23 protein-coding genes and 1 tRNA gene are annotated in these 22,247 nt (G+C 64.4%); 10 read left to right on the top strand and 14 right to left on the bottom strand.

Features of this window, described 5'->3' with window-relative positions:
• Positions 1–52 precede the first annotated feature (52 nt).
• Both J2R76_RS28580 and J2R76_RS28575 read right to left on the bottom strand, forming a co-directional pair.
• On the bottom strand, positions 53–511 hold the full coding sequence (locus J2R76_RS28580; protein WP_028343759.1) for a hypothetical protein: 459 nt from the start codon (positions 509–511) through the stop codon (positions 53–55).
• A 264-nt stretch (positions 512–775) separates the two neighbouring features.
• Positions 776–2,155 carry a hypothetical protein gene (locus J2R76_RS28575; protein ID WP_244559036.1) on the bottom strand — a complete coding sequence of 460 codons (1,380 nt, stop codon included), beginning with the start codon at positions 2,153–2,155 and terminating at the stop codon, positions 776–778.
• Positions 2,156–2,456: 301 nt separating this feature from the next.
• On the opposite strand from J2R76_RS28575, the gene J2R76_RS28570 reads away from it, so the two are divergent.
• The 7 genes from J2R76_RS28570 (at position 2,457) to J2R76_RS28540 (ending at position 9,492) form a co-directional block, all read left to right on the top strand.
• A complete protein-coding gene (locus J2R76_RS28570; RefSeq protein WP_253625283.1) occupies positions 2,457–3,176 on the top strand; it encodes a prolipoprotein diacylglyceryl transferase in 720 nt (239 codons plus the stop codon).
• The gene (locus J2R76_RS28565) at positions 3,157–4,602 is read left to right on the top strand and encodes a radical SAM protein (protein WP_253625282.1); all 1,446 of its coding nucleotides are present in this window, start codon (positions 3,157–3,159) and stop codon (positions 4,600–4,602) included. Before J2R76_RS28570 ends, J2R76_RS28565 begins: the two co-directional genes overlap by 20 nt.
• The gene (locus tag J2R76_RS28560; RefSeq protein WP_076834973.1) at positions 4,599–4,877 is read left to right on the top strand and encodes a hypothetical protein; all 279 of its coding nucleotides are present in this window, start codon (positions 4,599–4,601) and stop codon (positions 4,875–4,877) included. The genes J2R76_RS28565 and J2R76_RS28560 overlap by 4 nt, the downstream gene beginning before the upstream one ends.
• 69 nt (positions 4,878–4,946) lie before the next feature.
• A protein-coding gene (locus J2R76_RS28555) for an IS5 family transposase (protein WP_139481326.1) occupies positions 4,947–5,710 on the top strand; the annotation gives its coding sequence in 2 pieces (ribosomal slippage) (positions 4,947–5,282 and positions 5,285–5,710; 762 coding nt in all).
• Positions 5,711–5,738: 28 nt separating this feature from the next.
• The gene (locus tag J2R76_RS28550; RefSeq protein ID WP_057021309.1) at positions 5,739–5,960 is read left to right on the top strand and encodes a hypothetical protein; all 222 of its coding nucleotides are present in this window, start codon (positions 5,739–5,741) and stop codon (positions 5,958–5,960) included.
• Positions 5,961–6,236: 276 nt separating this feature from the next.
• Entirely contained in the window at positions 6,237–8,063 is a 1,827-nt protein-coding gene (typA, locus tag J2R76_RS28545; protein ID WP_016847242.1) for a translational GTPase TypA, read from the top strand.
• A gap of 178 nt (positions 8,064–8,241) precedes the next feature.
• Complete coding sequence (locus J2R76_RS28540) at positions 8,242–9,492, top strand: NAD(P)/FAD-dependent oxidoreductase (protein WP_253625281.1); 1,251 nt, start codon at positions 8,242–8,244, stop codon at positions 9,490–9,492.
• 42 nt (positions 9,493–9,534) lie between these two features.
• On the opposite strand, the gene J2R76_RS28535 is transcribed toward J2R76_RS28540, so the two are convergent.
• The 3 genes from J2R76_RS28535 to J2R76_RS28525 form a co-directional block, all read right to left on the bottom strand.
• Positions 9,535–9,942 carry a thiol-disulfide oxidoreductase DCC family protein gene (locus J2R76_RS28535; RefSeq protein ID WP_253625280.1) on the bottom strand — a complete coding sequence of 136 codons (408 nt, stop codon included), beginning with the start codon at positions 9,940–9,942 and terminating at the stop codon, positions 9,535–9,537.
• A 58-nt stretch (positions 9,943–10,000) separates the two neighbouring features.
• Positions 10,001–11,329: an SDR family oxidoreductase gene (locus J2R76_RS28530; RefSeq protein WP_253625279.1), complete on the bottom strand. Its 1,329-nt coding sequence runs from the start codon at positions 11,327–11,329 to the stop codon at positions 10,001–10,003.
• Between the two features lie 125 nt (positions 11,330–11,454).
• Entirely contained in the window at positions 11,455–11,922 is a 468-nt protein-coding gene (locus tag J2R76_RS28525; protein ID WP_076834978.1) for a DUF2269 domain-containing protein, read from the bottom strand.
• A 374-nt stretch (positions 11,923–12,296) separates the two neighbouring features.
• On the opposite strand from J2R76_RS28525, the gene J2R76_RS28520 reads away from it, so the two are divergent.
• Both J2R76_RS28520 and ppa read left to right on the top strand, forming a co-directional pair.
• Complete coding sequence (locus tag J2R76_RS28520; RefSeq protein ID WP_016847248.1) at positions 12,297–12,806, top strand: GNAT family N-acetyltransferase; 510 nt, start codon at positions 12,297–12,299, stop codon at positions 12,804–12,806.
• A gap of 165 nt (positions 12,807–12,971) precedes the next feature.
• A complete protein-coding gene (gene ppa, locus J2R76_RS28515; RefSeq protein ID WP_028337382.1) occupies positions 12,972–13,502 on the top strand; it encodes an inorganic diphosphatase in 531 nt (176 codons plus the stop codon).
• Between the two features lie 154 nt (positions 13,503–13,656).
• Here the strand turns inward: ppa and folD are convergent, their stop codons facing one another.
• From folD to J2R76_RS28500, 3 genes are read right to left on the bottom strand one after another with little or no spacing between them, the layout of a single operon-like run.
• Positions 13,657–14,541 (bottom strand): bifunctional methylenetetrahydrofolate dehydrogenase/methenyltetrahydrofolate cyclohydrolase FolD, encoded by an 885-nt coding sequence (gene folD, locus J2R76_RS28510; RefSeq protein ID WP_253625278.1) that lies wholly within the window; start codon positions 14,539–14,541, stop codon positions 13,657–13,659.
• Position 14,542: 1 nt separating this feature from the next.
• Positions 14,543–14,878, bottom strand: a complete 336-nt coding sequence (locus tag J2R76_RS28505) for a DUF167 domain-containing protein (RefSeq protein ID WP_016847251.1) — start codon at positions 14,876–14,878, stop codon at positions 14,543–14,545.
• 21 nt (positions 14,879–14,899) lie between these two features.
• A complete protein-coding gene (locus tag J2R76_RS28500; RefSeq protein WP_016847252.1) occupies positions 14,900–15,190 on the bottom strand; it encodes a YggT family protein in 291 nt (96 codons plus the stop codon).
• A 297-nt stretch (positions 15,191–15,487) separates the two neighbouring features.
• Here J2R76_RS28500 and J2R76_RS28495 point away from each other — a divergent pair.
• Positions 15,488–15,563, top strand: a tRNA-Ala gene (locus J2R76_RS28495).
• A 114-nt stretch (positions 15,564–15,677) separates the two neighbouring features.
• Here J2R76_RS28495 and J2R76_RS28490 read toward each other — a convergent pair.
• The 6 genes from J2R76_RS28490 to J2R76_RS28465 all read right to left on the bottom strand — a co-directional run bounded on the left by J2R76_RS28490 (position 15,678) and on the right by J2R76_RS28465 (position 22,197).
• A complete protein-coding gene (locus J2R76_RS28490) occupies positions 15,678–16,487 on the bottom strand; it encodes an enoyl-CoA hydratase (RefSeq protein ID WP_229192116.1) in 810 nt (269 codons plus the stop codon).
• A gap of 116 nt (positions 16,488–16,603) precedes the next feature.
• Positions 16,604–17,431: a glutamine amidotransferase gene (locus J2R76_RS28485; protein ID WP_253625277.1), complete on the bottom strand. Its 828-nt coding sequence runs from the start codon at positions 17,429–17,431 to the stop codon at positions 16,604–16,606.
• Positions 17,432–17,573: 142 nt separating this feature from the next.
• Complete coding sequence (locus J2R76_RS28480; protein WP_076834982.1) at positions 17,574–18,353, bottom strand: SDR family oxidoreductase; 780 nt, start codon at positions 18,351–18,353, stop codon at positions 17,574–17,576.
• A gap of 226 nt (positions 18,354–18,579) precedes the next feature.
• Positions 18,580–19,083 carry a TerB family tellurite resistance protein gene (locus tag J2R76_RS28475; protein ID WP_016847256.1) on the bottom strand — a complete coding sequence of 168 codons (504 nt, stop codon included), beginning with the start codon at positions 19,081–19,083 and terminating at the stop codon, positions 18,580–18,582.
• 277 nt (positions 19,084–19,360) lie between these two features.
• A complete protein-coding gene (locus J2R76_RS28470; RefSeq protein WP_028337387.1) occupies positions 19,361–20,770 on the bottom strand; it encodes an adenylate/guanylate cyclase domain-containing protein in 1,410 nt (469 codons plus the stop codon).
• Between the two features lie 41 nt (positions 20,771–20,811).
• Positions 20,812–22,197, bottom strand: a complete 1,386-nt coding sequence (locus J2R76_RS28465) for a cytochrome P450 (protein WP_253588452.1) — start codon at positions 22,195–22,197, stop codon at positions 20,812–20,814.
• Between the last annotated feature and the right edge of the window lie 50 nt (positions 22,198–22,247).

Here is a 22,247-nt window from a genome sequence, read left to right as displayed (position 1 = left end):
CGGGACCGGCAGCAATGGCCGCCGGTCCCGCCGTGGTCGGACGAGCCGATGGTCAGAATGTATCGAGGTGGAAGCTCACTTCTCCACCCAGCGCGGCGTTGCCGTCTCCGCCATTGCCGCCGATGCCGGCCAGGACCTCCTGGTGCTGGTCCACCGCGAGCTTGTTGATCTGAGTGGCATCCGTATTGGCATATACCTTGGAGGTATCGTGGCCGCTGTAGGATTTCTGGCTTCCGTTCGACTCGGCGCTTCCGCCATGGGCCTTCGCAAACACCGAGGCCGTCGCGTTTGCGCCGCCGGCGTCCCAATCTGCGGTCTGAGTGACGTGGTCGCCGGTGTTCACATGCACATCGGCGCCTTCTGCCTTGTTGGTTGGATCGAAGTTGAGGGTCGGCTTGCTGATGATAGCTCCCTTGAAGGTACCGTCGCCGCCATTTCCGACACTTTGACCACCGGTGTTGATCGATTTGAATTCGATCGAATCCGAGATGCTGATCGCCTTGGGCAACATTTGAGCCTCCGTCCTTGTGTTGGCTGTCGTGCATCATCCATCCCGATCAGGCGGACGCGCACGGGCGAGTCTGATCCGGCGATGCGCGCTGCCGATAGATGTCAAATCGGACACCATCCGGCTTGGTCGACCTACGTACGAAAGTATGACATTCGTCGCGCAACATCGGAGCTCGAAACATCGGGAGGCGCCCCTGCGCGAGATTTGCATGCGCAGGGAGTCCGCTACCTTGCGACCGGCCTGCGCGAGCGGTGCGATGTTTCGCTATGCCAACAGGTGAAGATCGGACAGAAGATGGGCGGAAAGATCGCCACCCAGCGCGAGATTGCCGTAGCCGCCGTCCCCACCAAGTCCGGCAATCTGGACCGCACTCTGGTCGATGTGCACATTGTTGACCTGATCGGCCACGGCCGTCGAATGGGGCCCCGCGATTGCGATATTGATGGGTGCATAGATCGCGACGCTGACATCGATCAGGCTGCCGGCAAAATAGCCGTTGCCGCCGTTGCCTGCGCCGTTCGAGCCGGTCGCAATCGTGTCGGAGCCGCCCCACAAGCCGTGGGAAAGAAGGCTTGCATGGCCGCCCGTCGCGGCGTTGCCATTGCCGCCGTGCCCGCCCATAGCGGCGATCTGAACTACGGATTGATCCACGTTAGCGTCATTCGTCTGGACTGAATGAACGTTGGAGCCATAGCCCGCGACTGCGATGTTGATCGGGTCGTACACCAAGATCGAGGAATGCACGAGACTCCCGTGGAACGCGCCGTCGCCGCCATTGCCGGCCTGACTCCCGCCCGTTTGAACGTCCCAGACACTCCCTCCGTTGCTTGATCCCCAGCTGGGGTCGAGCGTGATGATGCTGCCGCCGACGGCCACATTGCCATTTCCGCCACTGCCGCCGACGCCCGCGACCTGCGTAGCCGATTGATCGATGTCGACTGTGTTCGATTGACTTGCATGGGCCGTGCCGCCTGAGCTCGCCACCGCAATATTGATCGGATGATAGATCACCACGGGAGCGTCCACCAACGCACCCGAGAAATGGCCGCTGCCGCCATTTCCGGCGCCGTTGTCGCCGCTCCCGATCACGCCGGGGCCCAGGGAAGCACTGATGCTGCCCCCCGATGCAAGGTTGTCATTCCCACCATGTCCGCCGACGCCGGCGATCTGAAAGGCGGATTGATCGACATTCAAATCGTTGGACTGGTTGGCCACGGCGGCCGAGCCGTATCCCAAACTCACCGAAATGTTGATCGGTTCATAGATCAACAGGGACGCGTGAATGATACCTCCGTAAAAGTAACCGTCTCCGCCGTTCCCGGCGGTGTTCGCCCCGCTCTCGATCGAAACGATGCCCGTCGCGGAATGGGATGCGCCGGCAGCAGGCTTCGTTGCCGAAGCATCCAGGCTCGCCGCAGTGTGGTTGCCGACGTGGCCGTACGTGTCGACCCCCGACGCGGTGGGATGGTCGGATTGGCCTGGGCCAGAGTCATAGGGCGGGGAATTCGACGTCGCGGGATGCGCATAGAGCCCTGCAAACGGGCTGCTCGGTGCCGGACCCGACTCGTCGTCACCATCGTGCCCATCGTCGCGATGAAAGGCGTGATGCAGCCGGATCCCGTCCGACATCCGCGAAAAATCCATCGTAGCCTTCCTCATCGCAATCGCTCCGCGCAATCGGGACGGGTTTTGCACTCCGGACAGAATGTCATCTTGGTAAGGTCGAAAGCCCAGCCGTCAGTTCGGATATAGCGCTTCGGATGGACGCCGTAACATCGGCTATATCCGTTCTGGCGCGGTTACAGCCTTTGTCGTTTTGCGGGCTGGCGTCGCCGGTGTGGTCCATCAGCCCGCCGCTCCCAGGCGGACGGGTTATAACCTCGTTCCGCCATTGCAATCGGGAAGCCGCTATCGCGGACCGCGAAAACCGCGCTACACTCGCCTCATGAGTGGGGCTGAACTTCACGCCGTTTTCGACGTCGCAGCATGGGGCGCGGCGGCCATCGCGATGTGGTGGCTGTCCCGGGTGCGGGGGCTGCAATTCCCGCGGCAATCCTTCGAGCTCACCTACATCGCCGCGCTGGTATTCGGCGCCGGCATCGGCGCCTACATCCTCGGCACGCTGAACCTGTGGTTCTCCGGCATGTCCGGCATCGCCCGCTCGGTCGAGGGCGCGCTGGCCGGCGGCATCGTCGCGATCGAGCTCTACAAATGGCGACACGGGATTTCGTTGCGCACCGGCGCGCGGTTCGCGCTGCCGCTTGCGATCGGCGTCGCGGTCGGCCGTCTCGGCTGCTATTTCGCGGGGCTCGAGGACTTCACCTATGGCACGCCGACCATGCTGCCCTGGGGCCATGATTTCGGCGACGGCGTGCTGCGCCATCCGGTGCAGCTCTATGAAAGCCTGGCGATGGCGGGGTTCGCGGCATTCTATGTCTGGGCCGTATTGAACCGAAATGCCGCCGTCATCACCAACGGATTCTACCTCGTGCTGTTCTACTACGGGCTGCAGCGCTTCCTGTGGGAATTCATCAAGCCCTATGGCGCGCTGGTCGGACCATTCTCGCTGTTTCACCTGCTGTCGCTGTTTGTCGTGATTTACGCCGCCGTCATGCTGGCGACGGCGCCGAATGTGAGCTTGAAGCATGAACGCGCCGCTGCGTAAGGCACGCCCTTACATCTTCTGGGGCCAGACCCAGTCGCTATGCGAAACCTGCCTGACCCTGGTGCCGACCAAGATCCAGATATCAGGCAACGAGGTCTGGTACGAGAAGCGCTGCAAGCAGCATGGCGTGCAGTCGACGCTGGTCTCGACGGATGCGGCCTATTGGAGGCTGTGCAAGGATTTCATCAAGCCCGGCGACCGGCCGCTCGCGTTCCAGCGCCACACCGAATTCGGCTGCCCCTATGATTGCGGGCTGTGCCCCGACCACGAGCAGCACTCCTGCCTGGCGCTGATCGAGATTACCGAGCATTGCAATTTGACCTGCCCGGTATGCTTTGCGGATTCCTCGCCGGCGCGCACCAGCTTCACGCCGCTGGCGAAAATCGAGAAGATGCTGGACGCGCTGGTCGCGAGCGAGGGCGAGCCCGACCTGGTGCAGATCTCCGGCGGCGAGCCGACGCTGCATCCGGATTTCTTCGCCATTCTGGATGCGGTGCGCGCCCGCCCGATCCGCCATGTCATGATCAATACCAACGGCCTCAGGATCGCGCGCGAGCCCGCCTTCGTGGCGAAGCTCGCCGAGAACAAGCGCGGGCTTGAGGTCTATCTGCAGTTCGATTCGCTACAGCGCGAGGCGCTGGTCAATCTGCGCGGCGCGGACTTACGCAAGATCCGCCAACAGGCACTGGAGAATCTCGAGCGCCACGGCGTCTCGACCACGCTGGTCGCGACCATTAAGCGCAGCGTCAACGACGGCGAGATCGGCGACATCGTCCGTCACGCGCTGACCTGGAAGTGCGTCCGCGGCGTCACGCTGCAGCCGGTGCAGGATGCCGGCCGCAACGAGCATTTCAACAAGGACACCGACCGCATCATGCTGTCGGAGATCCGCCGGCGCGTGATCGAGGCCGGGGTGTTCGGCGCTGACGACATGATCCCGTTGCCCTGCAATCCCGAGAGCATCTCGATCGGCTACGGCCTGCGCAACGGCGACAAGGTGCTGCCATTGACCTCGCTGATCCCGCAGGAGCAGCTCATCGCCGTGATGCCCAACACCATCAGCCCGGAGAAGTATCCGGTGTTGCGGGAGAAGTTTGTCGACCTGTTCTCGCTGTCGTCGGGGCCGCTGAACACATCGGAGCGGGTCTGCGAATTGCTGTGCTGCCTGCCGAGCTTCGAGGTGCCGGAGGGGCTTACCTACGAGAACGTGTTCCGCGTCACCATCGTGCAGTTTCTCGACCGCTTCAATTTCTGTGTCGGCAACGTCAAGCGAAGCTGCATCCACTTCGTCACCGAAAGCGGCGCGATCATCCCATTCGACACCTACAACCTGTTCTACCGTGACGGCAAGATCGACGGCATCCGCGCCGCGCTGGCCGGCCAGACCTATCGTGAAGCCCGGCAAAGCGAGGAGGCGCCGCGATGAGCGAGACCAATCCACCGCCCATCCCGCCTGCACCACCGGAGCCACCCTACCAATACGTCCCGCCGCCACCGTCACCACGCAGCGGCTGCGCCACCGCGTTCATGGTGCTGTTCGGGCTGGTCCTGCTGCTGCCGGGGCTCTGCGCCCTGCTGTTCGGGTTCGGCGTCCTGAGCGAGTCGAAAACCGATCCCTCCATTCTGTTCCTGATCCTGCTCGGGCTCGCGGTCTGCTTCGCCGGCGTGATGCTGATCCGCGCCGCGATTAAGGGACGCTAGGTGGTGTGGACTCTAAGGATTCCCTTTTAGGCGCAAATCAGATTCAAGGCTGCTTTTGGGGAGGCCGCCTTGGGTGTGATGGACCGCTTGGTATTGAGCGACGCGACATGGGAGCGGATGGCGCCGCTGATCATCGGCCGGCCTGACCAGAAGGGTTCGACCGGACGGGACAACCGGATGTTTGTGGAGGGCGTACTTTGGATCGTGCGCACTGGCTCTCCCTGGCGTGATCTTCCGGAGGTGTTTGGAGACTGGAACAGCGTGTTTCGGCGCTTCAGTCGATGGAGCATCAAGGGGGTCTGGTGGCGCATATTCGAAGCGATGTCCGGTGATCCGGACTTCGAGTATCTGATCGTCGACTCCACCATCGTCCGGGCGCACCAGCACGCCGCTGGGGCGAAAAAAGGGGGTCTGAAGATCAGGCGATCGGTCGCTCGCGCGGTGGCCTGAGCACCAAGATACATATGGCCGTTCGCGGCCTGGGATGTCCCGTACGGTTCAAGCTCACCGCAGGTCAGAAGAGCGACGTACCGCAAGCCGCCGAATTGATCGAGGGATTACCTGCCCAGGTCGTCATGGCGGATACGGCTTATGACGCCGATCACTTGCGCCAGGCGATCGCTGCCAAAGGCGCGCTCGCCGTCATCCCCAACAACCCGTCACGTGCGCTCAAATATCCGCTGGACAAGCATCTCTATGCCCAGCGTCATCTCGTCGAATGCTGCTTCTCAAAACTCAAGCAGTTCCGCCGCGTCGCAACCCGCTTCGAAAAGACCGCCCGAAATTACCTGGCCGTCGTTACTCTCGCAGCCATCGTCTTATGGATGCGATAAATGTCCACACCACCTAGTCCGGGGTATCGTGAGCAGTTTTCAGCAAAACCCGGAACAGAGACAGCGCAACGGCTGCCTGACCGCCCTCATGCTGGTGGTAGGGGTGATCCTGCTGATCCCTGGCGTCCTGTGCGCCATTCTCAACGCCAAGATGGGCGCCGGGGCCGGCGGCGACCCCATCACCATGTTCGTGATGATGGTGGCGCTGGGTGGGCTTGGCCTGATCGTGTTCGCGATTACCCGGAAGTAGGACCTGAAAGCCCCTCAAAACCCGCCTTTGGAACCAAAATCAGCCCTCCAAACAGCCAATAAATCATTGTTTTTTGGCGTTTTCTGACTATATTGCGCCGCAACGCGCAAGGTGCCCGGTCCTCTGACCGGGCTTCCTTTTTGGGGTGATGCGTCCCCGTCAAATTTCTTGGGTATGAGCGTGATCCGGGCCCGAATGGGCCACGCGAGCGAGCGGCCGGCCAAACTGGTCCGGCGAGATCGCGCATCTGACCATTGCACGACCAGAAGAAGAGCCATGAACCTTCGCAACGTCGCCATCATCGCCCACGTCGACCACGGCAAGACCACCCTCGTCGACCGCCTGCTGCAGCAATCCGGCACCTTCCGCGAGAACCAGAAGGTCACCGAGCGCGCCATGGACTCCAACGACCTGGAGCGCGAGCGCGGCATCACCATCCTGGCCAAGGCCGCCTCGGTGCAGTGGAAGGACATCCGCGTCAACATCGTCGACACCCCCGGCCATGCCGACTTCGGCGGTGAGGTCGAGCGCATCCTCAACATGGTGGACGGCGCGCTGGTGCTGGTCGACGCCGCCGAGGGCCCGCTGCCGCAGACCAAGTTCGTGGTGTCGAAGGCGCTCAAGATCGGTCTGAAGCCGATCGTCGTGATCAACAAGGTCGACCGTCCCGACGCACGCCCGACCGAGGTCATCAACGAGGTGTTCGACCTGTTCGCGGCGCTCGACGCCAGCGAGGAGCAGCTCGACTTCCCGATCCTGTACGGATCGGCCAAGCAGGGCTGGATGGCGGAGAGCCCGGAGGGTCCGAAGGACCTCGGCATGCAGCCGCTGTTCGACCTGATCGTGCGCCATGTCGAGCCGCCGAAGGTCGAGGAAGGTCCGTTCCGCATGATCGGCACCATCCTCGAGGCCAACCCCTATCTCGGCCGCATCATCACCGGCCGCATCTCCTCGGGCTCGATCAAGCCGAACCAGCAGGTCAAGGTGCTGTCCGCCGACGGCAAGCTGATCGAGAGCGGCCGCCTGACCAAGATCCTCGCCTTCCGCGGCCTTGAGCGCACCCCGCTCGAGGAGGCCGAGGCCGGCGACATCGTCGCGATCGCGGGCCTCACCAAGGGCACCGTTGCCGACACCTTCTGCGATCCCACCGTCGAGACGCCGCTGCCGGCGCAGCCGATCGATCCGCCGACGGTGTCGATGTCGTTCATCGTCAACAACTCGCCGCTCGCCGGCACCGAGGGCGACAAGGTGACCTCGCGCATGATCCGCGACCGCCTGATGCGCGAGGCCGAGGGCAATGTCGCGCTGCGCGTCGTCGAGGCCGCCGACAAGGATTCCATGGAAGTCTCCGGACGCGGCGAATTGCAGCTCGCGATCCTGATCGAGACCATGCGCCGCGAGGGCTTTGAGCTCTCGGTGTCGCGCCCGCGCGTCGTGCTGCAGAAGGACGAGGCGACCGGCGCCTGGCAGGAGCCGATCGAGGAAGTCGTGATCGACGTCGACGAGGAGCATTCCGGCGTCGTCGTGCAGAAGATGAGCGAGCGCAAGGCCGAGATGATCGAGATGCGCCCCTCCGGCGGCAACCGCCTGCGGCTGGTGTTCTACGCGCCGACCCGCGGCCTGATCGGCTACCAGGGCGAACTGCTGACCGACACCCGCGGCACCGCGATCATGAACCGCATCTTCCACGGCTATGCCGCCTACAAGGGCGAGATCCAGGGCCGCCGCAACGGCGTCCTGATCTCCAACGACCAGGGCGAAGCGGTGGCCTATGCGATGTTCAAGCTGGAAGACCGCGGCCCGATGATGATCGAGCCGGGCTGGAAGGTCTACAAGGGCATGATCGTCGGCGAGCACACCCGCGACAACGACCTCGAGATCAACGTGCTGAAGGGCAAGCAGCTCACCAACATCCGCACCACCTCGAAGGACGAGGCGGTGCGCCTGACGCCGCCGATCCGGATGACGCTGGAAAAGGCGCTCGCCTATATCGAGGACGACGAGCTTGTCGAGGTAACGCCGAAGTCGATCCGGCTGCGCAAGAAGCACCTCGACCCGAACGACCGCAAGCGCGCCGAAAAGGCCAAGGAAGCTGTCGCTTAAGCGGTGGCGTAGTAGCCTGTCGTGCCCCGGCTTGTCCGGGGCATCCAGTACGCCGCGACCTGTCGGCTTGAGCTCCTCTGTCTCTGGAATACGGATCACCCGCCTTCGCCTGCGCGGGTGATGACAGTCATGCATGTGGCGGCTTCAGGCCCGGCGGCGGACGTGCTAGAGCCGGGACATGACTTCCCTTCCCTCCACGATCGATGTTGCCATCATCGGCGCCGGCGCCGCAGGCCTCGGTGCCGCGAATGCGCTGAAGGATTCCGGCCTCTCCACGATCGTGCTGGAGGCCCGCGACCGCCTCGGCGGCCGCGCGCATACGATTCAGGCCGCGCCTGACGTGGTGTTCGACGTCGGCTGCGGCTGGCTGCACTCGGCCGACCGGAACAGCTTTGTCGGCATCGCCCGGCAACTCAACTTCGAGCTCAACAAGGACTTGCCGCCGTGGCGCGAGCGCGCCTACGGCGAGGCGTTCCCGCAGGCCGCTCGCGACGACTTCACGCACGCACTCGACCAATTCTACGACCGCATCGAGCAGGCGGCGCGGCACGGCAAGGACTGCCCGGCCAGCCTGTATCTCGAGCCCGGCAACCGCTGGAACCCGATGATCGATGCGATCTCGACCTATGTAAACGGCAGCGAGCTCGACCAGGTCTCGATCCTCGATGTCGATGCCTATGAAGACACCGACATCAATTGGCGGGTGCGGCGCGGCTATGGCGCGCTGGTCGCGGCCTATGGCGCGCAGGTGCCGGTGGCGCTGAACTGCGAGGTCAGCCTGATCGATCACTCCGGCAAGCGCATCCGCATCGAGACCTCGCGCGGCGCGCTTGAGGCGGACAAGGTGATCGTCACCGTGCCGACCAACCTGATCGCCGATCAGACGATCCGCTTTTTACCTGCGCTGCCGGACAAGCTCGACGCCGCGCGCGGCCTGCCGCTCGGCCTCGCCGACAAGGTGACGCTGGCGCTCGCCGAGCCCGAGGCGCTGCCGAAGGAAGGCAATCTGCGCGGCGCCACCATGCGCACCGAGATGGGCACCTATCACATCCGCCCGTTCGGCCAGCCCTGCATCGAAGGTTTCTTCGGCGGCCGTTTTGCGCGACAGCTTGAAGATGCCGGCGACGGCGCCATCGCCGCGCACAGCATCGACGAGATCGTCTCCTTCCTCGGCAGCGATTTCCGCCGCAAGCTGCAGCCGCTCAGCGAATCCCGCTGGGCCCATGACCCGTTCGCCCGCGGCTCCTACTCGCACGCACTGCCCGGCCACGCCGACAAGCGCGCCGTGCTGGCCGCGCCGGTCGACGGCCGGCTGTTCTTCGCCGGCGAAGCGACTTCGCCGGAGTTTTTCTCGACCGCGCACGGCGCGCGGGACAGCGGCGAGCGGGCGGCGAAGGAAGTAGCGGATGGATTTCCGCATAAGGGGTAGCCGTCAGATTGGTCATTCCGGGATGGTCCGAACGACCAGACTTCACTCCAGCACCCTCGCCCGCATATCCGCGTCGGGCACGAAGCACGTCTCGTACTTCCCGAAGATGCGATAGCGGTTGCGGGCGATCAGGCTGTAGACGGCGTCGCGCAGCGGCTTGGGGACCGCGAACATCGTGCGGGTCCAGCCCCAGCCGGGGAGATGGCTCAGCACCGTCAGCGCGCCGTCGGATTTCATGTAGGCGATGCCGCCATGGACGACGGCGTTGGTGTCGGGGTCGTCAGGATCGATGCCGAAGCTCTTGGCCAGCCGCGTGCCGTAGCCGGACTGGATCGGCGTGAAGCGAAAGCGCCTGTCGGTATCGCGGGCGATGACGAAGCGGACCCAGCGCGAGCAGAAGATGCAGACGCCGTCATAGAGGATCACGTCGTCGTCGGGCCAAGTGCTCATCTCGATTCCCTCAACGCGTTTTCTTCACGCGAACCGGTTCCCACTTCGCTCGAAAACGCTACCGGTTATCCAGGATCAACAGCGCGATCAGCATCAGCACGATCGCGGGTCCCGTCTTCACCAGCGCGCCGAGCGGCTCGATCCAGAGATCCGGCGTCAGTATCGCCGATCCCGCCATGTAGCCGAGCGAGGCGACGATGCCTGCGATCAGACCGAACGCCGCGGTGCGACGGATCGCGATCAGCACCCCGATGCTCATGTCCATCAGGCTGGTCAACACCGTCATCGGCCCGACCAGCGCCGCCGGGAAATGGTGCGCACGCAAAATGCCCGCCGCGGCGTCATAGGAGATCACCAGCGCGATGAAGCCGGATGCGACCCAGAACAGCACGAGACTTACGAGGATCAGCGCCTTGATCAGGAACAGCCGCGCGAACCATTTGTCCTGAACGGTCGCGGGGCGCCCGCCGATCGCTTGCGCGATTGTCCTCGGCACGATGCCGGTCGCTTGCATCCAGCCTGCGGGATCGCCGGTGACGCCGCGGCGCAGCTCGGCGATCGCGGTGGAGCGCAGCGGCGGCGTCCAGCCGAGGCGGCTTGCGAGATCGCCGAGGCGGGCGCCGAGATCGATCAGGAACGACGGTGTCGGAAGACGGAGATATTTTGCCGTGCCGAACGACCGGCGGAACTGCGCGATGACGCCGCCGAGCGAGATCGGCTGCTTCTGCATCAGGTCCCATGTCACCGATCGCACCGCTTCATCGGCGACATCGCGCGCCGCAAGCCAGGCGATGGTCGCGGCGATATCCTCGACCGCGACCGGCTGGAACGGCGTCGCGGCCTCATCGGCCGGCAGTTCGACCGGCAGCGCCGCCAGCGCGCGCAGCATGGCGCTGCCACCATAGGCCGACGGCGCGATGACGAAGCCCGGGCGCAGGATCGCGTGGGGAATCTCGGACGCTGCGATCAGCCGTTCGGCCTCGCGCTTGGTGGTGCTGAAGGCGGTGCGGTCCGCATCGGCAGCGCCGGGAATCGAGATGTGGACGAGACGAATGGCGCGGTGGCTGTCACCGATCGCCTGCAACAGCCGCGCGACGTGGTCGCGATGCACCGCGCTTGTGTCGCTGCCCGGACCATCCTGCAGCACGCCGAGGCAATTCACCACGATGTCGGCCTCATGGGTGCGAAGCAGCTGCGTCAGCGCCGCGGCATCCATCGACATGACAGGCAGCTCGATGTCGGTCGCGCTGATTTTCTGCGCCGGCGTGAAATGCCGCGCGACCCCGATCACGTGTAAGCCGCGCGCCCGCAGATCGTCGGTGATGGTGCGCCCGATCAGGCCCGAGGCGCCGAGCACGAGGATGTTGTGTGATGCGTCGTCACTCATGAGGCCCCAGACTATTTGGCGTCATTCCGGGGTGCGAAGCGAACCCGAAATCTCGAGATTCCCCGATGCGCAATTGCGCATCCGCGGTTCGATGCTTCGCGTCGCCCCGGAATGACGACACTGCGCTAAAATGGTTTCGCGATCATCAGCCAGAGGATGATCATCACCGAGCCGAAGCCGGGAATACCGAACAGGATCCAGCGGCGAAACAGCGCAAAATAACGCGGCGGCAGCGGAAGACCTTTTTCGACGGCCGCCTGCGCAAGATTGCGCATCTCCATCTGCATGAAGACGACGGGAACCCAGAACACGCCGGCCAGCACATAGAGCGCAAGCGAAATCGCCAGCCAGCGCTCGGTGATGCTCGTTGCCGACAACAGCATCAGCAGTCCGCCGCTCACCGGCTGAAGCAGCACGGCACTCAGCGTGAAGATCATGTCCGCGATCACGACGGTCGCCGCCGTGCGCGCGATGAACGCCACATCCTGCGTGCGATGCGCCGCCAGCATGAAGAAGGCGATGCCGGTCCCGGTGCCCAGGATCACGATGGCCCCGAGCACGTGCAGATATTTGATCAGGAAGTAGAGCGTCATCGCAGTCCGCTCGTGATCAGGCCAACTTCGGCGCGCACAAATACCGCCGCTGCCATAGGCCGGTCGGGCGCGAAAATCCACTGCGGCGGGGCAGGCGTGGCGCGGTCGGAGTACCCACATCGCGTCTGGATTCGCTCGCAGAATCCTGGCCGCGAATCAGCCCCCGAATGAGCTTTTTCCAACTATGGCAGTGTCATACTGCGCTCGCGATCCACGCTTTGCACAGCTCCGGATCGGCGGTTGGCCGCTTGAACTCCGGCAAGTGTCCTCTTTCGGAACAAGTTCTCACGACACTGATGCAAAAAATCCACAGATTAACCGATAATTAACGATGGACCTTGAAGGCGGCCCGCCGACTTGCTTTGATTACAGGCATGAGCACAACGCTAATCGAGGTCCGGCCGGCCAAAGCTGCAGACGCGGCGGCGGTGGCGTCTACCCATGACGAAGCCTGGCGCTCGGCGTATCAGGGAATCATCCCCGGCGCCGAACTCGAAAAGCTGATCAATCGCCGCGGCCCGCAGTGGTGGGACAGCGCCATCCGCAAGGGCAGCCGCGTCAGCGTGCTGGTGTTCGGCGACCGGATCGCAGGCTACGCCAATTACGGCCGCAACCGCGCCCGCAGCCTGCATTTCGAAGGCGAGATCTACGAGCTCTATTTGCGGCCGGAATTCCAGGGGCTTGGCTTCGGCCGGCGCCTGTTCGCCTCCGCCCGCCGCGACCTGATGCAGAGCGGCCTCAAGAGCATGGTGATCTGGGCGCTCTCCGACAACGAGCCGGCGACCGAGTTTTACCGTGCGCTGGGCGGCCGGATGGTGGCGCGCTCTTCGGAGCGGTTCGGGCCCAAGTCGCTCGACAAGGTCGCTTTCGCCTGGGCCAACTGAAAATCCTGCTTCTCTCGCAGCTGCAGCAAGGCTAAACCAGCCTCCAGCGCTGCGCGCGTCGGCCAGCCCGGCCCCAAGGCCGGGCCGGGAGCCGTTTCGCGGCCCGGCGGCGCCAACCAAAAAATCACATCGTTCTCAACTTCCAAAGGCCACGCGGAGCAATCCATGCGTATCGACGCCATATCGATCGGAAAAAATCCGCCCCACGACGTCAACGTCATCATCGAGGTTGCCGTCGGCGGCGAGCCAATCAAGTACGAAATGGACAAGGAAGCCGGCACGCTCGTGGTGGACCGCTTCCTCTACACGCCGATGCGCTATCCCGGCAATTACGGCTTCATCCCGCACACGCTGTCCGGCGACGGCGATCCCTGCGACGTGCTGATCGTCAACACCCGCGCGATCGTGCCGGGCGCGGTGATGAGCGTCCGCGTGGTCGGCGTGCTCCTGATGGAGGACGAGGCCGGCGGCGACGAGAAGATCATCGCGGTGCCGTCATCGAAGCTGACCCAGCGCTACGACAAGGTGCAGAACTACAGCGACCTGCCCGACATCACGCTGCAGCAAATCCAGCACTTCTTCGAGCACTACAAGGACCTCGAGAAGGGCAAGTGGGTGAAGGTGCTACGCTGGGGCGACGCCGACGAAGCCCGCAGGCTGATCCTCGAAGGCATCGAGCGCGCGAAGAAGAAGTGACTATCCTCGCCCCGCTTGCGGGGAGAGGTCGGATCGCATGTAGCGGAGCGGAATGCGATCCGGGTGAGGGGGTACAGGTCTTTCGACAGTCCCATCTCGGAGAGGGGCCCCTCACCCCAACCCTCTCCCCGCAAGAGCGGGGCGAGGGAGCATTTCAAACCGCCGGCGCCGCCAAGCCGGCAATCGCACAGGCGGCGCGCAGCGTGTTGACCAGGAGGCACGCCACCGTCATCTGCCCGACGCCGCCGGGCACCGGCGTGATTGCGCCGGCGACATTGAGGGCTTCCTGGAACGCGACATCGCCGACCAGTTTCGGCTTGCCGCCGGGCACCGGAATGCGGTTGATGCCGACATCGATCACCGTCGCGCCCGGCTTCAGCCAGTCGCCCCGCACCATCTCGGGCCGGCCGACCGCGGCATAGACCAGATCGGCCTGGGCGCAGAGCTTTGGCAGATCGCGCGAGCGCGAATGCGCGATCGTCACCGTCGCGTTCTCGTTCAGCAGCAATTGCACCAGCGGACGACCGACCAGATTGGAGCGGCCGATCACGATCGCGTTCATGCCCTCCAGCGAGGCGTGCACGCTCTTGGTCAGGATGATGCAGCCGAGCGGCGTGCAGGGCGACAGCGCCGCCAAGCCCCCGGCGAGCCGGCCGGCATTGTTGGGGTGCAGGCCATCGACGTCCTTGGCCGGATCGATCGCGTTGATGATGGTCTCGGTGTGCAGCGACTTCGGCAGCGGCAGCTGCACCAGGATGCCATGCACCATGGGATCGCGGTTGAGCCGCGCGATCAGCGCCAGCAGATCGGCCTGCGACACATCCTCCGGCAGCTTGTGCTCGAACGAGGCCATGCCGGCGGCCTGGGTCTGGGTGTGCTTGCTGCGGACATAGACCTCGCTCGCGGGATCATGGCCGACCAGCACGACGGCGAGCCCCGGCGTGAGCTGGTGGTCGCGCTTGACGCGGGCGACCTCGTCGGCGACGCGGGCGCGAAGCTCGGCGGCGATGGCTTTTCCGTCGATGATGCGGGCAGTCATGTCAGTCCCTTGTCTGCTGGTTCGGCTTGGCCGCAGTCAGCTTCCTCAATGTATCGCCGAGCCCTTTCGGATCGCCGTCCACCGCGACCTGCTTGAGCCGCGAGGTGGCGCCGGACAGCAGCTTCACCCTGGCTTTCGGCACGCCGAGCGCCTTGGCCAGCAGCTCAGTCACCGCACGGTTGGCCTCGCCGCCCTCGGCGATGGCGCGCACCCGCACCTTCACCACCGAACGGCCGTTGGCCAGCGTCTCGATCCCGTCGATGTCGTCGCGGCCGCCGCGCGGCGTCACGCGCAGCGCGATGCTGATGCCCTCGGTGGAATAGCGCCACGGATCCATCAAGGCCCCGTCGAGAAAGGGTCAGATCACGTTGGGATAGATGTAATAGGCGATCACCCGCTGGATGAACATGATGATCAGGATCACGATGATCGGCGAGATATCGAGCCCGCCCAGATTCGGCATCACGTTGCGGATCGGCCGCAGCACCGGCTCGGTGATCCGGTAGAGGAACTCGGCCACCGCGGAAACGAACTGGTTGCGCGTGTTGACCACATTGAAGGCGACCAGCCAGGACAGGATGGCGGAGGCGATCAGCAGCCAGACATAGAGGTCGAGGATGATGATGACGATGTCGAGAACAGCGCGCATATGAGGGGGGCTCGCGGGTAAGACAACCGATTGAAGCGCAACGAGACCGGACTGAGCCGCCATCGCGCTTCTTGATTGAGCAGGATCGTTTCGGAAAACCGCTATGCACTGGGCGCTCGGGCGGTCCGCCGGGTCGGGATCACGCCCTAGATATCGGTTCATCCCCCCGCAAACAAGGGAAGTTCCCGGCGGGACGGGCCGAAAACCGCGCTTTCACCGTTCTTGACTTGACCTTGGGCGGGACTGTAAATGGCGCCCGACTGACGGCCGGGATACTCAGCAACACCCGGCCGCGATGGGGCCATAGCTCAGCTGGGAGAGCGCGTCGTTCGCAATGACGAGGTCGGCGGTTCGATCCCGCCTGGCTCCACCACGCTTCGCCCTTCGGGCTACGCGTGGCGCAGCCGCGCAGGAGCCTGGAGGGCGAAGCGTGGTGTCCGGCGAAGCCCGAAGGGCGAAGACGGACTTTATCCGTTAGCCCCTCCCCTCACGTCCCGGTAAACCTTGGCGGCCGCTTCTCCACGAAGCTTGCGACGCCTTCCCTGAAATCATTGCCCTTCAGCGCGATCTGCATCTCGCGGTTGGCATCGATGGTGGCTTCGGCGAGCGTCTGGAACGGCACGTCGTAGATCTGGCGCTTGATCACCGCGATCGCGCTCGGCGAGACGAAATCGGCGAGGTCGCGGGCATAGGCATAGGTCTCCTCGCGCAGGTTCTCCGGCGAAGAGAGCCGGTTGACGAGGCCGATGCGCAGCGCCTCCTCGGCCGACACCCGCCGCGCCGACATCAACAGATCGAGCGCATTGGCGTGGCCGACGATACGCGGCAGCATCCAGCTGATGCCGTGTTCGGCGATCAGGCCGCGCCGCGCGAAGGCGGTGGTGAACACCGCGGTGTCGGCGGCGAAGCGCAAATCGCAATAGAGCGCGTGGACCAGGCCGATGCCGGCGGTGGCGCCGTTGAGCATCGCGATCACGGGCTTCCTGATCGCGGGATAGTAGGCGTAGCGCGTCTGCCAGTCGGCGCGGCGGTTCATGTCGAACGGGATATTCTCGCCGCGCCTGACCTCGTTGGGATCGATCCCTTTCAACGCGTCCATGTCGGCGCCGGCGCAGAAGCCGCGGCCCGCGCCGGTCAGCACGATGACGCGAACGTTGTCGTCGTTGGCCGCCGCCTCCATGGCGTGGCGCACGTCGCGCTCCATGATCGCGGTCCACGCATTCATGCGATCGGGGCGATTGAGCGTGATGGTCGCGATCCTGTCGCTGACCTCGTAGAGGATGTGCTCGTAGCTCACGGCGATCTCCCTGTGCCTTGTTGTTATCGATACGCGCGGCGATGCGGCCTGCGCGCGGCGGCCGACAGTAGCACATTCACCAGAATGAAAAGCCGGCGCGAAATTCCGCGTGGCGGCTATTCCGCCGCCTGCAGCAGCTGCCGCTGCGGCACGCGCGCGATCCAGCCGTCGATGAAATGCTTCAGCCACGCGCGCTCGGCGGCATCGTGCACAGCACGCTCGGCGAAGTGCAGATGACCCGGTTGTGCGCCCGGCGAATCCATCCGTGCGCAACCGCGCGTGGTCCAGCGATGCATCATCGCGTAGGTCACGTCGGGATGGAATTGCAGGCCGAAGGCGTTGCCGAACTGGAACGCCTGCACCGGGAAATCATCGCCCGCCGCGAGCAGGTCGGCGCCGGCGGGCAATTGAAATCCCTCGCCGTGCCAGTGATAGACCCGCGCCGGCCAGTCCGGGCAAAGCGCGCGGCCCGCCTCGGTCGGCCTGACCGGATAATAGCCGACCTCGACACGGCCTTGCGGATGCGGCGCGACCTCGGCGCCGAGCTGCCGCGCCAGCATCTGCGCGCCGAGGCAGATGCCCAGGAACGGACGCTGCTCGCGCAGCGGAACGGCGATCCAGTCGATCTCGCGCCGCACGTAGTCGTCGCCGTCATTGGCGCTCATCGGACCGCCGAAGATCACCGCGCCGGCATGCGCATCGAGCGTTTCGGGCAGCGCGTCGCCGAAGCGCGGGCGGCGGATGTCGAGGCGGTAGCCCAGCGCGCGCAGGGCGTTGCCGATCCGGCCGGGAGTCGATGTCTCCTGATGCAGCACGATCAGCACCGGCCGCAACGAGACCTGAGCCGAGATCTGATCCAAGACCTGATCTCTGGGCGTGACCGCGGCCGGCCTTCGGCTGGCGAAGGGCACCACGACACGGCTCTGGTCAGTCCGGAACGACATTGCCTCTGCTTAAAGTTTCGGCACGTAAGGCGCGATCATAGCTAAGTGGTCGTTAACATCGTGTGAGTTTGCGCACAGCCAGGCGAAGCAAATCGCGGGCCAGAAACAGCCTTAGCGGCAACGAGTGGGCTTTCCAGGGCAGCTAGCGCTTGCGGAGCTGGAATCCGCCGACCGCCGTCAGGATGAAGTCGCGCGGAAACAGCCGGAGCAGGAACGGCACCAGCTTGATGAAGGTGCCGGGCAGCACCGCGCGCTTGTTGGCCATCAACCCGCGATAGGCCTGACGGGCCACCTCTTCCGGTGAAACGTTGAGGATGGCGGAATCGAATCCAGGGGCAAATCCGGCGCGATCCTGAAACTCCGATGGTACCGGGCCCGGGCAACACACGGTGACACGCACGCCCTGCGGCGCCAGCTCACAGCGCAACGCCTCGGTAAACGACAACACATAGGCCTTGCTGGCGTAGTACACGGCCATGCCGGGGCCTGGCAGAAATCCGGCGATCGAGCCGAGATTGAGGATGCCGCCGCGGTTGCGGATCAGCTGGTCGGCAAAGCGCAGCGTCAGATCGGTCAGCGCGCGGATATTGACATTGATGATGTTGAGCTGCTCGGCGCGGTCGCGCTCGATGGCGCGGCCGAACAGGCCGAAGCCGGCATTATTGACGAGAAATTCGACCTCGACCCCGGCGTCGGTCAGGGCCTGCGCGATCCGGTCGCCCGCATCGGCGTGCTGGAGATCACAGGGGATCACAATCGGCGCTGCGCCGCCCTTGGCCCCGAGTTCGTCGGCGAGCGCCTTCAGGCGGTCGGCGCGCCGCGCCACCAGCGCCACACGGTGACCATTCGATGCAAACACGCGCGCCAGTTCGGTGCCTATGCCCGCCGATGCCCCGGTTATCAGCGTCACACGCTCGGTCACGTTTCAAACTCTTACTGCAAATTCTAGTGAGGTCCCCAACAAGCCGACGAGAGCATAGGCATGCGGTGGGACGCAAGCCGTGTGTAAGCTTGTGGACAGCGGCGAGGCACTGGTTTTGTGATGAAACGCCAGATTTTCAGTCGGATCGCCCACAATCGCGGCGGACATTAAAATTTCGTCATCCCTGATACCGGTGACGATGCGTCCGCCGGCGCGGGCAATCGCGTCAGATTGCGGCGTCCGCCGTGCCCCATGGGCCCTTTGGCAGCGCCGCCTGCTTCTCGGCAACCCGATGCTTGAGATCGATGCGGTCGCGCGAGGAAATGCCGAGCAGATCGGCGGCGCGCCAGACCACATTGTCCTCGAACTCGCTGACCTGACCGTCGGCATAGACCAGCTCCCACATCATCTCGACGATGCGCAGGCGTCCCTCCTCGTTCACCGAGCGCATGATCACACTGGTAAAGTGATAGAGATCCACGGCCTCACCCTCGACGCGCATGGCGGAGGCGATCAGCTTGTCGGCCGCGCCGCGGTCAAGCTGGAAACGGCTCTCGATCAGGCCGTGCAGCTTGCGCGTCTCGGCCGGCGTCGGCTCGCCGTCCAGCGAGACGACATGCACCAGCAGCGCGGTCGCCGCCAGGCGATAGTCGCCGTCATCGAAGGTGCGGTCGGCCTGGGCGTCGGGGGAAACGATATCGGCAATGAATTGGCGAAGTCCGTCGAGCATCGTTCTCTCTGTGGAATGAAGTCTGCCTGATTTGAGCGCGATCTATCCGGCTATCAAGTTTTTCCGGATCCCGCTCCGTTGAAATCTATATGGCGTGGAAACAGAACCGGTGCAATCCGCGCAGGTTCCCGCTGCGACATTACGTTTCGGCAACATGGATTGAGTCATTCCGGGGCGATGCGAAGCATCGAACCCGGAATCTCGAGATTCCCCGATGCGCAATTGCGCATCTGAGGTCTGGTCCTGACGGACCATCCCGGAATGACCATGTGCTCAACTACGGTATCTCGTACACCACGAGCTTGTCGGCAATGCCACGCAGTGCCGCTTCCTTCTGGATCGGCTTGATCGCGGCGCGATCGAGGATGCCCGCGACCTCAGCCGATTCCATCACCGGCTGGGTCAAATGGATTTCCTGCGACGTCGACAGGCTCTGCACCCTGGCTGCGATATTCACGGTCTGGCCGAAATAATCCTGCCGCTCGTTGAGTGTCACCGCGAGGCACGGCCCCTCATGGATGCCGATCTTGACGATCAGATCTTCCTTGCCGCGCTCGGTGTTGAGCTGCTTCATCGCCGCCCGCATGCGCAGGCCCGCCGACAATGCATGCTCTGGCCGGATGAAGGTCGCCATCACGGCATCGCCGATCGTCTTCACCACGGCGCCGTGCTCGGAAGCGATGATCTCGAGCAGCGCGTGGAAATGCGCGCGCACCAGATCGAACGCGGCGAGATCGCCGACCCGTTCATAGAGCGCAGTCGAGCCTTTGAGGTCGGTGAACAGGAAGGTGAGCGCGGTGATCTTCAGCCGCTGGTCGACCGTGAGGTTGTCGGCCTTGAACACATCACGGAAGGTCTGGTTCGACAGCATCCGCTTCGCGGTGAGGATCGGCTTGCGCTTGCCGAGCAGTTCATGCAGCGCATCGGCCGCTACCCAAACAGCGGGCAGCACGCGGGTGTCGGTCTGGTTGTCCAGCGACAGCCGGAGCGGCCCCGGCCGCAGCACTGTGGTGCCGGTCGGCGCCTGCAGCTTGTTGAACACGATCGAGAATTGCTGGCGCTCGGTGGTCGGCTCGCCCTGCACGTCGAAGAAATGCGCCGAGTGCGTCACCGGCTCGAACACGATCAGGAACTGCTTCGGCAATTGCAGCGACAGCAGCGCCTTTTCGCCGGCCGGCAACTCCAGCGATTCCAGCGTCACCTCCTTGAGCAGGCGCTCCAGCGAGTCTTCGTTGAGCTCGATGCCCGAGCTCCAGAACATCTGGCGGACATATTCCCAGATCGGCAGCGTATTCGGATCATGCGCGCCGATGCGGCGCACGCGCGGGCTGACGGTGAAGGCGACCTCGACCAGATCGTCGACGGACGCTTCGTATCCGGCCGCGCACAGCGCACAATTATAGTCGTCATGGCGCAACGACTTCAGCGTCGAATGCGCATCGAGCACGCCGCCGCAGCCCGGGCACAGCACATTCCAGCTCATGTCGAACAGGCCGAGCCGCGACGCATGCAGGAAACCGGAGATCACCTTCTCCTGGTCGAGCCCGGTGCGGCTCGAGAAATCCAGCAGATTGATACGGTTGAGATCCCGATCATGACCGTCCGCGATCAACTGCTGCATCGCATCGACCACGGCCGGATCGGTCGTCTGCCTGAGGACTGCGAAATGGGCCTGCGTATCGCTCATGGTGAGCCCCTAGATGAGCATTGGGACACCGCCGCGCAAGATCAGCGCGGCTTGATCGTAAACACCGGCGAACGGTTCGGCTGTGTCGTCACCACGCCGATCGGCAGCACCGGATCTTTGTCCGCCAGCGCTACGCGGAATGCGCCGACAATCTTCGCAAGCGCGAGCGTCGCCTCGACCAGCGCAAAATGCGCGCCGATGCAGACCCGCGCGCCGACCCCGAACGGCAGATAGGCGAACCGATCGGGCGGCGTTCCCGTCATGAAACGCGACGGCACGAACGCGTTCGGATCACGCCACAGCTTCTCATGCCGGTGCAACAGCCACGGCGCGATCAGGATTACGTCACCCTTCCTGACCGGACGGCCCGCGATGGTATCGGGACCGCCTGCCGCACGCGCGATCAGGAACGCCGGCGGATAAAGCCGCATGGTTTCGTCGATCACCGCGCGGGTGAATTTCAGCCGCTCGATGTCGAGCGCGCCAGACGTCGCCGCGCTCCCGACTTCTGCTGCCAGCTGTTCCTGGGTCAGGGGATCGAGCGCCAGCAGATAGAGCGCCCAGAACAGCGCGGTCGCAGTTGTCTCGTGGCCGGCCAGGATCATGGTGGCGACCTGGTCGCCGAGTTGGGCATCGGTGAAGGCCTCGCCGGTTTCAGGATCGCGCGCGGCGCCCATCAGGTCGAACAGGTCGCGGGCCGGCGCGTTGTCATCCTTGCCGGCCGCACGTCGCTCGGCCATCAGCATGCCGACGAACGCGGTCCAGCGCTTGCGGAAACGGGCGCGGCGGAAATCCTGCGGCGTCGGCCAATTCAACGGCAGCACCAGATCCAGCATGTGCGGCCGCGCCAGCGTGTTGCCATACTCCATCACGAAGTCGCGCAGCGCGGCGCCGTGGCGATCCATGCCGAACGAGAACATGGTGCGGCCGGCGATCTCCAGCGTCATCCGCTGCATCGCCTCGCGCAGATCGACCGGGCCGCCGCTGGCGGAGTTCAGCTTGGCGATGGTCTCGTCGACCGCCGCAATCATGTAAGGCACCAGCGTCGTCACCGCGCGCGGCGTGAACGCGGGCGCCAGCGTGCGGCGCTGGTGTTTCCATGCCCGCCCTTCGGCGATCAATAGCCCCTCGCCGAGCATCGGACGCAGCACGCGAAGGCCGGCCGGCGTGCGGGTGTAGTTCTCGTAATTGTCGACCAGCACATGGCGGATCGCATCCGGCGTGTTGAGGATGAAGCTCGAGTGGCCGAGAAAACGGCCCTGGACAATGTCGTCCTCATAGGCGCGCTGGCCCCAGGTCTCGATCGGCGAGTTGCGCATCACCCGCATGCGCTGGAATGCACCCATATCGTCCGGCGCACGCGGCGGGGCCGGCGGGACCAGGGGACGCCGCGTGACCGTGATATCGTAGACCTCGGCTATGCTCATGGTCCTCGCTTCCTGCCTCACGCGACGGCCGATCCGGCCATGCGATCCCG

Source organism: Bradyrhizobium sp. USDA 4532, from assembly GCF_024171315.1.
GTDB classification, from domain to species: domain Bacteria; phylum Pseudomonadota; class Alphaproteobacteria; order Rhizobiales; family Xanthobacteraceae; genus Bradyrhizobium; species Bradyrhizobium australafricanum.
This window is presented reverse-complemented; position numbering and strand designations above follow the sequence as displayed.

Excerpts from the sequence above, each read along its gene's own strand:
- J2R76_RS28580 (WP_028343759.1), bottom strand. The coding sequence starts at position 511 with ATGTTGCCCAAGGCGATCAGCATCTCGGATTCGATCGAATTCAAATCG.
- J2R76_RS28575 (WP_244559036.1), bottom strand. The coding sequence starts at position 2,155 with ATGGATTTTTCGCGGATGTCGGACGGGATCCGGCTGCATCACGCCTTT.
- J2R76_RS28570 (WP_253625283.1), top strand. The coding sequence starts at position 2,457 with ATGAGTGGGGCTGAACTTCACGCCGTTTTCGACGTCGCAGCATGGGGC.
- J2R76_RS28565 (WP_253625282.1), top strand. The coding sequence starts at position 3,157 with ATGAACGCGCCGCTGCGTAAGGCACGCCCTTACATCTTCTGGGGCCAG.
- J2R76_RS28560 (WP_076834973.1), top strand. The coding sequence starts at position 4,599 with ATGAGCGAGACCAATCCACCGCCCATCCCGCCTGCACCACCGGAGCCA.
- typA (WP_016847242.1), top strand. The coding sequence starts at position 6,237 with ATGAACCTTCGCAACGTCGCCATCATCGCCCACGTCGACCACGGCAAG.
- J2R76_RS28540 (WP_253625281.1), top strand. The coding sequence starts at position 8,242 with ATGACTTCCCTTCCCTCCACGATCGATGTTGCCATCATCGGCGCCGGC.
- J2R76_RS28535 (WP_253625280.1), bottom strand. The coding sequence starts at position 9,942 with ATGAGCACTTGGCCCGACGACGACGTGATCCTCTATGACGGCGTCTGC.
- J2R76_RS28530 (WP_253625279.1), bottom strand. The coding sequence starts at position 11,329 with ATGAGTGACGACGCATCACACAACATCCTCGTGCTCGGCGCCTCGGGC.
- J2R76_RS28525 (WP_076834978.1), bottom strand. The coding sequence starts at position 11,922 with ATGACGCTCTACTTCCTGATCAAATATCTGCACGTGCTCGGGGCCATC.
- J2R76_RS28520 (WP_016847248.1), top strand. The coding sequence starts at position 12,297 with ATGAGCACAACGCTAATCGAGGTCCGGCCGGCCAAAGCTGCAGACGCG.
- ppa (WP_028337382.1), top strand. The coding sequence starts at position 12,972 with ATGCGTATCGACGCCATATCGATCGGAAAAAATCCGCCCCACGACGTC.
- folD (WP_253625278.1), bottom strand. The coding sequence starts at position 14,541 with ATGACTGCCCGCATCATCGACGGAAAAGCCATCGCCGCCGAGCTTCGC.
- J2R76_RS28505 (WP_016847251.1), bottom strand. The coding sequence starts at position 14,878 with ATGGATCCGTGGCGCTATTCCACCGAGGGCATCAGCATCGCGCTGCGC.
- J2R76_RS28500 (WP_016847252.1), bottom strand. The coding sequence starts at position 15,190 with ATGCGCGCTGTTCTCGACATCGTCATCATCATCCTCGACCTCTATGTC.
- J2R76_RS28485 (WP_253625277.1), bottom strand. The coding sequence starts at position 17,431 with ATGTCGTTCCGGACTGACCAGAGCCGTGTCGTGGTGCCCTTCGCCAGC.
- J2R76_RS28475 (WP_016847256.1), bottom strand. The coding sequence starts at position 19,083 with ATGCTCGACGGACTTCGCCAATTCATTGCCGATATCGTTTCCCCCGAC.
- J2R76_RS28470 (WP_028337387.1), bottom strand. The coding sequence starts at position 20,770 with ATGAGCGATACGCAGGCCCATTTCGCAGTCCTCAGGCAGACGACCGAT.
- J2R76_RS28465 (WP_253588452.1), bottom strand. The coding sequence starts at position 22,197 with ATGAGCATAGCCGAGGTCTACGATATCACGGTCACGCGGCGTCCCCTG.